The organism is Micromonospora sp. NPDC047793, from assembly GCF_040642635.1.
Taxonomy (GTDB): Bacteria; Actinomycetota; Actinomycetes; order Mycobacteriales; family Micromonosporaceae; genus Micromonospora.
The window spans coordinates 253,132-267,249 of sequence record NZ_JBEYSG010000001.1 but is presented as its reverse complement, the minus strand read 5'-3'; the positions used below and the strand labels follow the sequence as shown (position 1 = coordinate 267,249).

The following is a 14,118-nucleotide window of genomic DNA, read 5'->3' as shown; positions in this document are numbered from 1 at the left end:
AGCCCCGCGATCAGTAGGGGCGTGTCACAGCTCAGACGTCGAGTTGCCAGTTGCTCCAGCGATCCATCACCCGGAAACCGAGCTGCTCGTTGATCGTGATCATGTGATCGTTGCTGTCCGCGTTGAAGGTGTCGATCACCTGGATCGCGGGTTCGTGGGCGAGCAGGTGACGAAGGTTCTCGATCTTCGTGAGCAGGCCGAGGCGGCGGCCCCGGTGCTCCGGGTCGACGATGGTGATCTGTTGGAAGGCGTGCCAGTCGGCGGTCGGTGACATGTCGAGCAGGGTCCAGGCGACCAGCCGACCGGACTCCTGATGCCGTACGCCCGCGTGGTAGCGCCGCTTGCCGCGCGCTTCGAGCGCCCGCTCGGTGCCGCGTACCCGCTCCGCGTCGACCTGCTCGGGCTCCCATGCCAGGTCACCCATGGGCGCGTCGGCCAGCAGCCGCCCGTCCAGGTACGCGACGTCGGCGATCAGATCGTCCGGCGTACCCCCGCGCCAGAACAGCACCTCGTAGCCGGTTGCCCGGGATCGTGCGTCGGCCAGCAGCGCGTCCAGGGCGGCCTGGTCCAGTTCGGCGACGTGCAGTCGCCGTCGTACGTCGGCCAGGGCGTCGACCGCGCCGACGGTGGCGGCGAACCGGGCGGCCGGGGCGGGGTGGTCGGGATCGTCGCGCAGGTGCGCCCGGCTCAACGCACTGACCCGTTTCCGCCCGCGCTCGCGCAGTACGCGCAGGCCGCGCTCGAACAGCGCCCGACCGACCCCCCGGCTGCGATGGTCCGGGTGCACGACCAACTCGCCGGAGGCGTTCTCGGTGTTGTCGAGTTGCGGCAGGTCGAGCAGCAGGTAGCCGGCCGGGGTGCCGTCGGCGTGGGCCAGCAGGGCGAGGGTCTCGGTGCCCGGCATCGGCTGGTGGAACAGCGAGGTGAACCGCTGCCGGCTGAACGGGGGGTAGTCCGGCAGGTCGGTCGCGGTGTAGTCGGCACCGATCCGGTACGCCTGTTCGATGGCCGACTCGTCGTCGGGACCGAAGGAGGTGATGGTGATGGCCATCTCCGCAGCCTGCGGGACGACCGACGAAGGGGCCAGCGATTATTCGCCGGCCCCTTCGGAAAGCTTGGTCGGGAGGGACGATCGCACAACGCCTCCGGCGCTGGGTCGTAAAGACTGAAAGTCTACGGCGAAACGCCCTCCCGCACGAAGCATCTTGCGCCGCCCGGTTCCTGCCGTCAAGTACTCGACGGCGTGTTTTCCGCACTCACCGCTAAAAGCCCGTTACCCGGCGGATCGGTCGGCGTGCACCATGCCACTCGGGCGACGGGCTCGCGGTGTGTCTCAGCCGAGCAGGCCGGCGTCGCGGGCGGCCCGCAGCGACGGCTTGATCCGGTGGGTCGGCCCGACCTCGCCCGCGACCGCGTCGAGCGTCTTGAGCCCCTCACCGGTGTTGTAGACCACCGTCTCCGCGGTCGGGTCCAGCTTTCCGGACTCGACCAGCTTGCGCAGCACCGCGACGGTCACCCCGCCCGCCGTCTCGGCGAAGACCCCGGTGGTACGCGCCAGCAGCCGCACGGCGGCACGGATCTCGTCGTCGTCGGCGTAGTCCATCCAGCCGCCGGTCCGGCGTACCGCCTCCAGGGCGTACAGGCCGGCCGCCGGGTCGCCGATGTTGAGCGACTTGGCGATCCCGGTCGGCTTGACCGGGGTGATGGTGTCACCGCCGCCGTGCAGGGCGGTGGCGATCGGGTTGCATCCGGCCGACTGGGCGCCGAAGACCTTCCACCCGCCGGCCGGCGCCTCGACCAGGCCGATCTCGACCAGTTCGCTGAACGCCTTGTCGACCTTGGTGAGCAGCTCACCGGAGGCCATCGGGATGACCACCTGGGCCGGGATCCGCCAGCCGAGCTGCTCGGCGACCTCGTAGCCGAGCGTCTTGGAGCCCTCCGCGTAGTACGGCCGGACGTTGACGTTGACGAAGGCGGTGTCCTCGAACTCGTCGGTCTCCACCAGCTCGCCGCAGAGCCGGTTCACGTCGTCGTACGAACCGTCGATGGCGACCAGCTCGCCGCCGTAGACGGCGGTGGTCACGACCTTGCCCTGCTCCAGGTCGCTGGGGATGAACACCACCGACGGGGTGCCGGCGCGGGCCGCGTGGGCGGCGACGGAGTTGGCCAGGTTGCCGGTGGAGGCGCAGGCGAACCGGGCGAAGCCGAGCGCCCGGGCGGCGGTCAGCGCGACCGAGACGACCCGGTCCTTGAACGAGTGGGTGGGGTTGGCGCTGTCGTCCTTGATCCAGAGCGGGCCGGTGATGCCCAGCTCGGCGGCGAGCTGGTCGGCGGCGACCAGCGGCGTGAAACCGGGGTCCAGGGTGACCCGGGTGGCCGGGTCCTGGCCGGCGGGGAGCAGCGCCGCGTAGCGCCAGATGTTCTGCGGGCCCGCCTCGATCTGCTCACGGGTCACGGTGGCGAGGGCCGCCGGGTCGTAGTCGACCTCCAGCGGGCCGAAACACTCGTAACAGGCGTGCTGCGCGGCCAACGGGTAGCGGGCGGAACAGGCGCGGCAGACCAGGGCGCGGGCGGGGCTGGCGGTGGTGTCGATCCCGGTAGGGGCGAGCGTCGACGTCATGTCCGAGTCCTCTCATCTTCCCCCACATCGCACCCTGCGGCGGGGACGGAATTGGCACCTGCCCCACGGGACGCTCAGCGATGAGCGCGCGGGGTGGTTGCCGGGGCGTCTTCGGGCCGTATCCCTCAGCCCCTCTGGATGAGGTATTCAGTTGTGCCGCCGAGTCTAGGCAATCCCGCCGCGCTCGTCAGCGTTCGATCTCAGCCTGTGAGCGATTCCTCACCGCCGCCACCACCCGCGCAAGCGCGTCGACCCTGGATCGGGCAGCCCCGGCAGCGCCGGGTTGACCTGGTCCAGGGTCGCGCACGAGCGTCGGTCGGTCACCGCACCGGCCGGGTCAGGCCGGTACGGACCTGCGTTCGGCCGCCTTCAGGTCCAGTGCGGCACCGTTGCGCTGGCGCAGCAGGTTGTCCAGCGCCCAGCTACCCGGGCCGAGCACCGCGATCAGCAGGAACGACCAGCAGAACAGCACCGACAGCTCGCCGTGGTTGCGTAGCGGCAGCAGCGCCTCGGGCTGGTGGACGACGAAGTAGGCGTAGGCCATCGAGCCCGACGCCACCAGTGCCGCCGGTCGGGTGAAGAGACCGAGGAGCACGAGGGCACCGCAGACGGCCTGGATCAGCGCGGCCCACCAGCCCGGCCAGGTGCCGAGCGGGACGGGTTCACCGCTCCCCCGGGCACCGCCGAAGACGCCGAACAGAGACGACAACCCGTGGCAGAGAAACAGCAGGCCGATGACCATGCGGAACAGGGACAGGGCCGGCCCGCCGAACCGGTCAGTACGCATTCCGGAACCTCCATTGTGGATGGACGAGGGCAACCAGAATGCGGGACTGATAAATATTTGTCGATGCAATCTCTTCCTTTGGGAACGCTCCCACATCGATGGTAGCGACTGGAACTCCCGAGGGAACCCCCCTCGGCGAAGATCATTTCGATCACCCTCCGTAACGACCCCCTGTACACCCTGGACATCTGACGGCAACAAGTCGCGGTCATCCGATCCGGGGCCGCGCGCCCACCCGGGTCCGGAAGCGGCCACCGTCGTCCCACCAGCCGGTACGCGGGGCGGTCCCCGACCGACCGGAAAGCCGTCCCGAAGCGCCCACCTCGCCACCCCGACTGCCCGCCGAACGATCGAGGACCGTGATGCGACGATGGGCCGATGCGAGAAATCCACGGGGGATCGATGCCGGATACGACCACGAGACGCGGCGACGGAGGCCGGGCCTACCGGCGTCCTCGGCTCGTCGCGCTGCTGACCGCCTTCGCGCTGCTCGCCGGCTGCGCACCGACCGACGCGTCCGGCAACGTCCCGGGTGACGGACCGACGGAGCAGGCCGACCCGGCCACGAGCCCGACCACCGCCGGCCCGGACGCGCCGGAGGTCTGCCCCGAATCGGGGGTACGGATCCGCTACCTCGGCGTCAGCGCGGCCATGGGGCTCCGGGCGATGGGCGTGGAGCTGGTCAACTGCGGCGACCGCCCGTACAAGCTGCGCGGCTATCCGGCGCTGCGTCTGTTCGACGGCGAGGGGGCACCGATCACCGTCCGGGTGGTCGAGGGGGCGGCCGGGATCGCCTCGGGCTTCGACGACCCACCCCGGCCGCTGGTGCTGGCACCGGGCGCCACGGCCGGAGCGGCCGTGATCTGGCGCAACCTGGTCGACGATCCGACCGTGGTCGCCACCGACGCCGCGCGGGTGGAGATCGCGGCGGCCAAGGGGCAGCCGGGGCAGGAACTCGACATGGAGGGGCCGATCGACCTCGGCAACACCGACCGGATCGGAGTCAGCGCCTGGAAGAAGCGGACGGGCCCGACGCCGACGCCCACCGAGTCGGCGGACGACGGCGTCGACGCCGCACTCAGCTGGTGATGTCCTTGCGGGTGAAGCGCCAGAAGGCGAGCCCCCAGAAGAGGGTGGCGTAGCAGATCGCCGAGACGGCGCCCCGGACGATGTCGTCGGTCTGCACCGGCGTGGAGAGCAACCCCAGCCAGGCGGTGCTGTAGTGGGTCGGCAGGAACGACCGGATCGCGCCGAGCGCGGTGATCTGGTCCAGGATGCTGGAGAGGATCCACAGCAGCACCGCACCACCCACCGCGCCCAGCGCGGCATCGGTGACCACCGAGAGCAGGAACGCCAGGCCGGCGACGACCAGCAGGACGACCGCCAGGTAGCCGAGCACCGCGAGCAGGCGGAGCAAACCCTCGCCGGGTTCGAGCTGTGCGGCGACCGTGCTGCGCAGCGGCGACCAGCCGTACCGCAGGGTGCCGATCAGCAGGGCCGTACCGGCGAGCAGCACCAGCGCGAACGCCGAGTAGGCGAGCGCCACCAGCAGCTTCACCGTCAACAGCCGGGCCCGGGGCACCGGCACCGCCAACAGGTAACGCAGGCTGCCCCAGCTCGCCTCGCTGGCCACCGTGTCGCCGCAGAACAGCGCCACCACCACGACCAGCAGGAACGAGGCGGAGACGAAGATGGTGAACAGGGTGAAGTTCAGTCCGCCGGAGGTGGCGAACGAGACGAGGCTGCCGAACTCGCCCCGGCCGCTGTCGTCGTCACCCGAGTCGAACTGGAAGGCGATCAGGATGATCAACGGCAGCAGCACCATGAAGCCGAGCGCCAACTGGGTACGCCGCCGCGCCGCCTGACGGCGGAACTCGGCGCCGAACGGCAACGTCCTCGACGGCCGGTAGCCGGCGGCGGCACCCGACGGAGCCACCCCGGACTCCTCCCGCGTCGGCTGCACGGTCGATCCCGCCATCACCGGTCCCCGCTTCCCCGAGAGTTCTCGCCCACCAGGGCGAGGAACGCGTCCTCCAGGCGGCGCCGGGGCACCACCCGGTCCACTCCGATACCGGCCCGTACCAACTCGGCGACCACCTCGCTGCGCGCGGTGCCGTTGGTGTCCACCACCAGGTGCCCGTCGGCGTCGTCCAGCACCCGTACGCCACCGAGGTCGTTGAGCACGTCCCGGGCCGCGGTCGGGTCGCTCACCTCGAACAGCACGCTGGGCGAGTCACCGACGATGTCCTCCACCGGCCCGGAGGCCACGATCCGGCCCTTGTTGACCACCACGGCGTGGGTGCAGGTCTGCTCCACCTCGGCGAGCAGGTGACTGGAGACCAGCACCGCGCGCCCGTCGGTGGCGTACCGCTGAAGCACCCGGCGCATCTCGGCGATCTGTGGCGGGTCCAGCCCGTCGGTCGGCTCGTCGAGCACCAGCAGCTCGGGCAGGCCGAGCATGGCCTGGGCGATGGCCAACCGTTGCCGCATCCCGTGGCTGTACTTGCGGACCCGCCGGTGCACCGACGAGCCCAGACCGGCGATCTCCAGCGCCTGCTCGAAGTGTGCGTCGGCCTCCGGCCGTCCGGTCGCCCGCCAGTACGCCCTGAGGTTCTCCAGGCCGGAGAGGTGCGGCAGGAATCCGGGCCCCTCGACGAGAGCGCCGATCCGGGAGAGCACCGGCGAGCCCGGCACCAGCCGGTGCCCGAAGACGTAGATCTCCCCGGCGGTCGGCTGGGTCAGCCCCATCAGCACCCGCAGGGTGGTGGTCTTGCCGGCGCCGTTGGGCCCGAGCAGGCCGACCACCTGACCGGGGTGCACCTCGAAGTCCACCTCGGAGACTGCCACGAAGCCGTCGGCGTACTCCTTGCGCAAGTGGCGCACGGCCAACGGGGTGTCCGCGTACTCGGGATGGATCGAGGTGTCCTGGCGGCGGTGCCGCAGGCGCAGCACGGCCACGAGCACGACGAGCCCGATCACGATCGCGGCGATCAGCCCGACCAGCACCCAGCGCCAGAGCGCCGCCTCGGTGGGGATCGGGTCGCTGTCGACCGTCGGCAGGCTGACCGGCGTGTCACCGACCGCGACCGTGTACACGGCCGGCTCGATCGGGGTCGTGTAGGCCTGGTCCGAGGTGGCCACCACCAGCCGGAGCCGGTGCCCGGCCTCCACCCGGTGCACGATCGCCGGCAGGGTCACGGTGACCGGCGCGGCGGCGTCGACGGTGGCCGGCAGACCGCTGAGCCGGATCGGCGCGATGAGTCCGCTGGGCAGGGTGGCCGCCCCCTCCGGGTCGACCACGTAGAGCTTGGCGAAGAGGACCGCCTCGCCGCTGCTCGACGCGGCGCGCACCGACACGGTGGGCGCGCCGACGATGTCGACCGCCTCGGTCAACGGCTCGGACTCGAACCGGGCGTGCTGCCCGGGTATGTCACCGGCCACCCCGCTGAGGAGTGAGCTCAACGAGCCGGCGAACGGCACCGAGGAGATCGCGGCGGGGTTGCCGCCGGGCGGGTTGGCCACCGGCTGGGGCGGCCCGGCCACGGTCACCTCGCGGCGGGCGTCGCCGCCGAGACCGGGGTAGTCGTCGGTGCGGTATCCGGTGGCGACCAGCCCCCGGTCCATCGCGTCGAAGCCGGCGATCCGGGAGAAGGTGAAGGTGTCGCCGGGCGCGTCCCCGGTTCCCGCGACGTAGTGGTCGAGCCACTGCGCGGTCAGGAACTTCACCCGGTCGGAGTCGGTCTGCGGGCCGGAGCCGCCGTCGTGGCCGCCGGTGAACCAGGCGACCCGCACCGGGGTGCCGTTGGCGGCGATGCCCCGGGCGTTGGCGTCGGCCTCGCCGAGCGGGAAGAGGGTGTCCGCCGCGCCCTGGACCAGCAGGGTGGGTGCCTCGATCCGGTCCAGTACGCCGGCCGGGCTGGACCGGCGTAGCAGGTCGACGGCGGCCTGGTCGGCCTGACCGGTGGCGGCGATGCGCAGGTACGCGGCGCAGACGTCGGAGGCGAAGCGGCCGCAGGAGGGGTCGGGCAGGCCGCCGGCCATCGGGGCGCCCGGCGCGGTGCCCGGTCCCTGGCCCGGCGCGGGGCTGGGCGGCCCGGCGTCCGGCGCGCCCTCCGGCGACTCGGCGCCGGTGCCGGAGATCCCGGCCGGTCCGGAGCCGGCGGCACCGCCGCCACCGAAGAAGATGCCGGCCCAGCCGGACTTGAACACTCCGGCGGTCGGTTCCCCTCCGGTGCTCTCCGGCAGGAAGGAGCGGGACAGGTCGTTCCAGGTGATCATCGGGACGATCGCGTCCACCCGCTGGTCCTGGGCGGCGAGCAACAACGCCAGCGCGCCGCCGTAGGAGCCGCCGACCACGCCGACCCGGGGGTCGCCGGTCGCGTCGGTCCGGATCTCCGGGCGGTCGGCCAGCCAGTCCAGCAGTCGTTGCGCGTCGCGTACCTCGTGGTCGGGGCTGTCCAGGTGGATCTGGCCACCACTGCGGCCGAAGCCCCGGGCGGTCCAGGTCAACACCGCGTAGCCCCGGTCGGCGAGGTCCTCGGCGTCGGTGCGGACCGAGTTCTTGGTGCCGCCGAACCCGTGCGCGAGCAGCACCGCGGGCACCTTCTGGTCGGCGGCGGCCTCGCGCGGCAGGTACAGCGTGGTGTCCAGGTCGACGGGCTCGTCGCCGTTCGGCCCGGACCGGACGGTGAGCATCGCGGACTCGGTCCGGAAGCTCGGCCGCTCCGGCCACACCGCCCAGACGACGACCGCCGCGAGCAGGGCGACGGCCACTGACGCGGCGACGGCCCGGCGGCTGGTGGGCAGGGCACGGCGGATCCGCGCGGCCGAGAACGGCGATCTCATGCGGCACACGGTACGGCGCGCAACCTGAGTGGTAGCTGAGATCCGCCGTACGTCCGTCCTACTCGGCCGATCGTCATCCGCAAGAGGTCGACCGCACATCCTCCGCAGGCGAACCTTTGGGATGAGTTCGCATCATGGAAATTAATGCCTTTCACTGGAAAATACGCGTAACCACGACGTACCTCCACGGAAAGAGCCACCCACCGTAGTCAATCAGTTAATCCTCCGTCACATCGCTCGAAGTGACGCAAACCTGACCCGGAGAGACCGATACAGACAGTCCCGGTTCGATTAGTTTTCCGGTCCGGCGCACGGGACCGGCTCCTTGACGCCATCCCCCGATCGTTGCGCCACCCGGAGGAGTAACCATGACCGTTCCCGCTTCGCGGGTCCGTCGCCGGCCCCCGACGCCGGGCCGCTTGTTGCCGCTGCTACTCGCCACCGCGCTGCTGCTGCCGGTGGCGTTCCTCGTCGTGCGGGCCCACCAGTACATCGACGCCGACCGGGAGGCCCTCAAGCAGGAGCGGTTGGGCGTGGAGTACCTGCGCGCCCTCGGACCGGTGACCGAGGCGCTGGTGGACGCGCAGAGCGCCGCCGTGGCCGACCGCCAACCGCCCCGGGAGAACCTCCAGAAGGCCGTCGAGCGGGCCGCCGCCGTCGACGCCCGCATCGGTGCCGAGCTGAGCACCAGCGAACGGTGGGCCGGGATCCGGGCCAAGCTGGAGGCGCTGCCCGAGCGGTCGCTCGACCCGGAGGCGGCCTTTGGCGCGTACCGGGAGGTCACGGATCTGCTGCTGGCCCTGCACGGCAAGGTGCGCGAGACCTCCGGCCTGATCCGGGACTCCGGCGCCGCCTCGTACTTCCTCCAGGACGGCGTCGGCGAGGAGATGCCGGAGGCGACGGTGGCCGGCGGGCGGCTCGTCGACATGGCCGTCCTGGCCGCGCAGCGGCCCGTCGCCGACCGGGTACGCACCCTGAGCGAGCTGGCGACCCTGCGGCTCGCCGCGCTGCAACCCGCCAACGACCTGGTGAACAACCTGCGCGCGGTGGTGGACAGCTCGGCCAGCGCCGACCTGGGCGCGAGCGTGCTCACGCCGTTCGACGCCTATCAGCGGGCGACCGAGGCGATGGCGGTCCACTCCCAGCCGGACAACCGGACCGGCACGATCAACCTGGTCCGGCTGACCAGTGCGCGGGACGACGCCCAGCGGGCCGCCACGCAGCTCCAGCCGATCCTGCTCGACGAGATCGACCGGCTGCTGGTGGAACGGATCGACCAGCTCGACCGGGACGACCTGCTGACCATGGTCGCGGGCGGCGTGGCCGGTCTGCTGCTGATCGCCCTGGCGGTGACCGGATGGCTGTCCCGTTCGAGGGACACCACCGGTCGACCGCAGGCCACCGACGCCGCAGCCGGGGACCCGGAGCAGCCCGTCGACGACCGGTGGGAGCCCGCTCGTCCGCCGGGCGACCGCGCGCTCCAGCCGGTCGGACACGGCCACGACCCGGATCGGTGGAGGCCCTTCGATGCTGCTCGATAGGCTCCGGATCCGGGGCAAACTCGCCCTGTTGGTGCTCATCCCCCTGCTCTGCATGCTCGGGCTGACGTTTCCGGTGGTGTGGGAACGCGCCGGGGTCGCCCAGCGGGCCGGCGACATCGAGAGCACCGTCAAGGTCGCCAGCCGGATCGGCACCCTGCTCCAGCACCTCCAGCGGGAGCGGATGCTCGCCATCGGTCTGCTGCTGCGGCAGGTCGAGCGCACCGATCTGGTGCAGGAGATCGCGGAGGTGGACGACCTGATCGTCGACCTGCGCACCGAGTTGGCCGACGACCTGTCCCCCGACGTGTCGACCGCGCTCGACGGGGTCCGGCAACTCGCCCCGGTACGCACCGCCACGCTGGCCGGACAGGCCAGCCCGGACCAGGTCATCGGCGCGTACGGGCCGGTCCACCTCAAGCTGATCGACTCGTTGCGGCTGCCGTACGACGTGGACACCCGCACCTCGGCCGGACGGCAGGTGCTGGCGCTGGACGGGATCCTGCGCAAGAGCGAGGGGCTCGGCAGTGGCGCCGCCCTGCTGGTGCTGGTCGCGGCCAAGCCCAGCCCGCAGCTCGCCACCGTCTTCGTGGCCAACATGGCCACCCTCCAGTCGGAGACCAACCAGTTGCTCGGCCTGATCACGCCCGAGCAACTGGCGCTGATGGACGTCGAGCAGGCCGCCCTGGACGCCCGGACCGGGCCGGGCTTCCTGGACCAGAGCTCGCTGGACCCGGTGGGCGCGGTGTCGCAGACGCCCGTCGAGGTCCTCTACCCGACCATCTCCTCCCTGATCACGCTGGGTCAGTTCGTGGAGAAGAAGCTGGTCGCCGACGTGACCGCCGAGGTGCGGGCGGACCGGCAGACCGCGATCGCCGAGGCGTACTGGGTGGCCGCCCTGGTGCTGCTGATCCTGGTCGTGGTGGTGCTGCTCGCCCTCGCCATCGGCCGGACCGTCGCCCGGCCGCTGACCCGGCTCACCCGCTCCGCCGACCGGGTCGCCCGGGTCGCCGAGTCCGAACTGGTGCGGGTCGCCGACGACGAGACCGACGCCGCCCAGCCGATCCGGCTCGACCGGGTCGACGTCCGTGCCCGGGACGAGATCGGTGACCTGGCCCGCGCCTTCGAGCGGGTGCAGAGCACCGCCGCCCTGCTGGTGGAACGCCAGGTGGCCAGCCGGCGCAACGTGGCCCAGATGTTCGGGCACGTCGGCCGACGTACGCAGAACCTGGTCGGTCGGCAGATCGCGCTGATCGACCGGCTGGAGCAGCAGGAGGCCGACCAGGGGCGGCTGGAGAGCCTGTACCGCCTCGACCACATCTCCAGCCGGCTGCGGCGTAACGCGGGGAACCTGGTGGTGCTCTCCGGCGCCACGGGCGACGTCACCCACGTCGCGCCGGTCCCGCTGGCCGACGCGGTCCGCCTCGCGCTCGGTGAGATCGAGGACTACACCCGGGTCGACGTCGCGGTCCCGGCCGAGGTGTCGGCGGCCCCGGCGATCATCGGTGACCTGGTGCTGGCGCTGGCCGAGCTGATGGAGAACGCCACCGTCTTCTCCCCGCCGCACACCCGTGTGGTGGTCGGCGGTGAGATCACCGACGACGGCGCCCGGCTGACCGTGGTCGACCACGGGATCGGCATGACCGAGGCGCGGCTGGCCGCCGAGAACGTCCGGCTCACCCGCCGGGAACGGCTCGACCTCGCCCCGACCGAGGTGCTCGGACTCTTCGTGGTGGGTCGACTGGCGCGCCGGCACGGCTGGGGCGTCGGCCTGTCCGCGACGCCGGGCGGTGGCGTCACCGCCACCCTGCTGATCCCCCGGTCGTCGCTGGTCTTCGGCACCGGCGGGGCGACACCCACCGCCCGGGCCAGCGTGCCCGTCGCGCTGCCGACCCGGCACCAGCCCGAGCCCGGCATCCCGATGTCGCCGCCGGTGCCGACGCTGGACGGCCCGGCCCAGGCCGAGCCGGTCCACGTCGGCGTGGGCGGTCCGACCCACCTGCCGGCCGAGGCCGCCGCATTGCCCGGCTTCGACCAGAAGCTGCTCAGCCGGGCCACCGAGAGCATGGAGGTGGGTGCGTCCTGGGACGCCTTCGCCACCGCTCCGGGCGCCGTCGAACCGGACGGCACCGTCACGCCGGACCGACCGGCCGACGGCGACCCCGCCGTACCGACCGGGAGAGGGCCGGCACCGGCGGAGACCCCGCTACCCGCCCCGACCGGTCCGGTGCCCGGCATCCGGCAGCGGGTGCCCGGCGCCAGCCTGTCCAGGAGCGCACCCCGGGTGGGTCCGGTGGACGCCACCCGCGCCGACCCGGTCGCCGCCCGCGCCCTCGTCGAGCAGTTCGAGTCGGGCGTACGGCGGGCCGAGCAGAGCCGGGCGGCGGCACTTCCGCAGCCGGTCGAGCCCGCGCCCTCCGGCGCACCCACCCAACTGAGTCGGCGGGTGCCGGGCGCGAACCTGATCGCCACCACGCCCCGCCAGACGATGGCGCAGAACCCCGGCGACCCGGCCGAGGTCCGCGATCTCCTCAACGCGTTCGAGACCGGCGTCGCCCGGGCTCTGCGCGATGTCCGTCCCGACCACAGCGACGAAGAAGGAACGCCACTTTGACCAGCCCGCACGTACACGAGAACCTCGACCACCAGAGCCACCCGGCCGGGGACCTGAGCCCCGAGGCCCGCACGTTCAACTGGCTCCTGGACACCTTCACCTCGAGCACGGCAGGGGTGCTGGAGGCGATCGCCGTCTCGTCGGACGGGTTGCTGATGGCCATGTCCGCGATCAAGGACCGGTCCAACGCGGAGCGGCTCGCCGCAGTGGTCTCCGGCATGACCAGCCTGGCCGGCGGCGCCGCCAGCTGGTACGCGTTGGGCGGGCTGAACCGGGTCGTGGTGGACATGGCCGAGGGCTACCTGCTCATCAGCGCGATCAGCAGCGGCTCGGTGCTCGGTGTGGTCGCCGACCGGTCGGCCAACCTCGGCACCGTCGCGTACGAGATGACCCTCTTCGCCGGTCGGGCCGGAAGCGCGCTCACCCCGCGCCTGATCGCCGAACTCAAGAACTCCGTTCAGCAATGAACCCCGACGCCGCCGGTGCGGAACAGGAGCCGGTGTTCCGGATCCGGCCCTACCTGCGTGAGCCCTCCTCGGTCGGCGACGCCGCCCCGGTGGACGCACCGGCGGCGGTCGGATCGGCGGCGGCGTCGGTCGTCGGATCGGAACCCGAGGCGGCCGGTCCGACCGGACTCCGCCCGTTCGTGCTCACGGCCGGGCGGGTGGCCGGCGCCGACCCGTCGATCGGCCTGGAGACCCAGGTGACCGCCCGGCCCGGCCCCGAGCCGTGGACCAGTGTGACCGCGCGGCTGACCCCGGAACTCCAGGCGATCGTGGCACTCTGCGGCGACCCGATCTCGGTCGCCGAGATCTCCGCCAAGACCCGGTTGCACTTCGGTGTGACCCGGGTCCTGGTGGGCGACCTGCGGGCCGCCGGCCACCTGGACGTACACGTCAACGACGCCGACGACGCCCTCGACCCCGACGTCATCCTGCGAGTGATTGATGGACTTCGTGCAATCTCCTGACTGGCCGGTCGCCCCGCAGGGCGCGCTCGCCGCCAACAGCGCCACGGCCCGCTACGGCGGCTCCGCGCCGGTCCCCCCGTCGGTGGGACGGGCCACCCCGCCGCCGCCCCCCGCACCGGTTGCTTCGCCCCCGCCGTACCGGCCGCCCGCGGCGACCGGCGGAAGGGGTGCGCACCGCCGGACCCCGCCGATCCCGGTCAAGATCCTGGTGGCCGGGGGCTTCGGGGTGGGTAAGACGACCACCGTGGGTGCCATCTCGGAGATCGTGCCGCTGACCACCGAGGCGGAGATGACGATCGCCGGTATCGGGGTCGACGACCCCGGCCAGCGCTCGGACAAGACCACGACCACCGTGGCGATGGACTTCGGCTGCGTCACCATCGACCGCAGCCTGAAGCTCTACCTGTTCGGCACGCCCGGCCAGGCCCGCTTCGGCTTCATGTGGGACGACCTGGCCCGGGGCGCGCTCGGCGCGCTGGTGGTGGTGGACAGCGCCCGGCTGGACGACTGCTACCCGGCGATCGACTTCTTCGAGCGGGCCGGCCTACCGTTCGTGGTCGGGGTGAACGCCTTCGACGGGCAGCTGGCGCACGACCTCAACGCGATCCGGTGGGCCCTGGCCATCGGTGAGCACGTACCTCTGGTGCAGTTCGACGCCCGGGACCGGCTCTCCGTGCGGGACGCCCTGCTGGTCGTCCTCGATCGGGCGTTGGACCGGGCGATCCGGGACAAGCGGGCCTGAGC

Annotated in this window: 11 protein-coding genes and 1 riboswitch; of the genes, 6 read left to right on the top strand and 5 right to left on the bottom strand. The window is 72.1% G+C overall.

Features of this window, described 5'->3' with window-relative positions:
• Nucleotides 1-31 precede the first annotated feature (31 nt).
• The 3 genes from ABZ738_RS01180 to ABZ738_RS01170 all read right to left on the bottom strand — a co-directional run bounded on the left by ABZ738_RS01180 (nt 32) and on the right by ABZ738_RS01170 (nt 3,407).
• Nucleotides 32-1,051: a GNAT family N-acetyltransferase gene (locus ABZ738_RS01180; RefSeq protein ID WP_131053056.1), complete on the bottom strand. Its 1,020-nt coding sequence runs from the start codon at nt 1,049-1,051 to the stop codon at nt 32-34.
• A 282-nt stretch (nt 1,052-1,333) separates the two neighbouring features.
• On the bottom strand, nt 1,334-2,620 hold the full coding sequence (gene thrC / locus ABZ738_RS01175; RefSeq protein ID WP_131053057.1) for a threonine synthase: 1,287 nt from the start codon (nt 2,618-2,620) through the stop codon (nt 1,334-1,336).
• Between the two features lie 9 nt (nt 2,621-2,629).
• A riboswitch (SAM riboswitch) is annotated at nt 2,630-2,765 on the bottom strand.
• A 192-nt stretch (nt 2,766-2,957) separates the two neighbouring features.
• Nucleotides 2,958-3,407 carry a DoxX family protein gene (locus ABZ738_RS01170; RefSeq protein WP_131053058.1) on the bottom strand — a complete coding sequence of 150 codons (450 nt, stop codon included), beginning with the start codon at nt 3,405-3,407 and terminating at the stop codon, nt 2,958-2,960.
• A 402-nt stretch (nt 3,408-3,809) separates the two neighbouring features.
• Between ABZ738_RS01170 and ABZ738_RS01165 the strand changes: the two genes are divergently transcribed.
• On the top strand, nt 3,810-4,496 hold the full coding sequence (locus ABZ738_RS01165; RefSeq protein WP_176095369.1) for a DUF4232 domain-containing protein: 687 nt from the start codon (nt 3,810-3,812) through the stop codon (nt 4,494-4,496).
• Here the strand turns inward: ABZ738_RS01165 and ABZ738_RS01160 are convergent.
• Nucleotides 4,486-5,385, bottom strand: coding sequence for an ABC transporter permease subunit (locus tag ABZ738_RS01160; protein ID WP_131053060.1), 900 nt, complete (start codon nt 5,383-5,385; stop codon nt 4,486-4,488). The genes ABZ738_RS01165 and ABZ738_RS01160 overlap by 11 nt on opposite strands.
• Nucleotides 5,385-8,252 (bottom strand): alpha/beta fold hydrolase, encoded by a 2,868-nt coding sequence (locus tag ABZ738_RS01155; protein ID WP_357210231.1) that lies wholly within the window; start codon nt 8,250-8,252, stop codon nt 5,385-5,387. The genes ABZ738_RS01160 and ABZ738_RS01155 overlap by 1 nt, the downstream gene beginning before the upstream one ends.
• A gap of 368 nt (nt 8,253-8,620) precedes the next feature.
• On the opposite strand from ABZ738_RS01155, the gene ABZ738_RS01150 reads away from it, so the two are divergent.
• The 5 genes from ABZ738_RS01150 to ABZ738_RS01130 are packed head-to-tail and all read left to right on the top strand — an operon-like array spanning nt 8,621 to nt 14,116.
• Entirely contained in the window at nt 8,621-9,793 is a 1,173-nt protein-coding gene (locus tag ABZ738_RS01150; RefSeq protein ID WP_131055725.1) for a hypothetical protein, read from the top strand.
• Nucleotides 9,780-12,404, top strand: coding sequence for a nitrate- and nitrite sensing domain-containing protein (locus tag ABZ738_RS01145; RefSeq protein WP_131055727.1), 2,625 nt, complete (start codon nt 9,780-9,782; stop codon nt 12,402-12,404). Before ABZ738_RS01150 ends, ABZ738_RS01145 begins: the two co-directional genes overlap by 14 nt.
• Nucleotides 12,401-12,871, top strand: a complete 471-nt coding sequence (locus ABZ738_RS01140; RefSeq protein WP_131055729.1) for a roadblock/LC7 domain-containing protein — start codon at nt 12,401-12,403, stop codon at nt 12,869-12,871. The genes ABZ738_RS01145 and ABZ738_RS01140 overlap by 4 nt, the downstream gene beginning before the upstream one ends.
• Nucleotides 12,868-13,374, top strand: a complete 507-nt coding sequence (locus ABZ738_RS01135; RefSeq protein WP_131055731.1) for a DUF742 domain-containing protein — start codon at nt 12,868-12,870, stop codon at nt 13,372-13,374. Before ABZ738_RS01140 ends, ABZ738_RS01135 begins: the two co-directional genes overlap by 4 nt.
• Nucleotides 13,352-14,116 carry an ATP/GTP-binding protein gene (locus tag ABZ738_RS01130; RefSeq protein WP_254876993.1) on the top strand — a complete coding sequence of 255 codons (765 nt, stop codon included), beginning with the start codon at nt 13,352-13,354 and terminating at the stop codon, nt 14,114-14,116. The genes ABZ738_RS01135 and ABZ738_RS01130 overlap by 23 nt, the downstream gene beginning before the upstream one ends.
• The last annotated feature ends 2 nt before the right edge of the window (nt 14,117-14,118 follow it).

Excerpts from the sequence above, each read along its gene's own strand:
- ABZ738_RS01130 (WP_254876993.1), top strand. The coding sequence starts at position 13,352 with ATGGACTTCGTGCAATCTCCTGACTGGCCGGTCGCCCCGCAGGGCGCG.
- thrC (WP_131053057.1), bottom strand. The coding sequence starts at position 2,620 with ATGACGTCGACGCTCGCCCCTACCGGGATCGACACCACCGCCAGCCCC.
- ABZ738_RS01150 (WP_131055725.1), top strand. The coding sequence starts at position 8,621 with ATGACCGTTCCCGCTTCGCGGGTCCGTCGCCGGCCCCCGACGCCGGGC.
- ABZ738_RS01135 (WP_131055731.1), top strand. The coding sequence starts at position 12,868 with ATGAACCCCGACGCCGCCGGTGCGGAACAGGAGCCGGTGTTCCGGATC.
- ABZ738_RS01180 (WP_131053056.1), bottom strand. The coding sequence starts at position 1,051 with ATGGCCATCACCATCACCTCCTTCGGTCCCGACGACGAGTCGGCCATC.
- ABZ738_RS01160 (WP_131053060.1), bottom strand. The coding sequence starts at position 5,385 with ATGGCGGGATCGACCGTGCAGCCGACGCGGGAGGAGTCCGGGGTGGCT.
- ABZ738_RS01155 (WP_357210231.1), bottom strand. The coding sequence starts at position 8,252 with ATGAGATCGCCGTTCTCGGCCGCGCGGATCCGCCGTGCCCTGCCCACC.
- ABZ738_RS01170 (WP_131053058.1), bottom strand. The coding sequence starts at position 3,407 with ATGCGTACTGACCGGTTCGGCGGGCCGGCCCTGTCCCTGTTCCGCATG.
- ABZ738_RS01145 (WP_131055727.1), top strand. The coding sequence starts at position 9,780 with ATGCTGCTCGATAGGCTCCGGATCCGGGGCAAACTCGCCCTGTTGGTG.
- ABZ738_RS01165 (WP_176095369.1), top strand. The coding sequence starts at position 3,810 with ATGCCGGATACGACCACGAGACGCGGCGACGGAGGCCGGGCCTACCGG.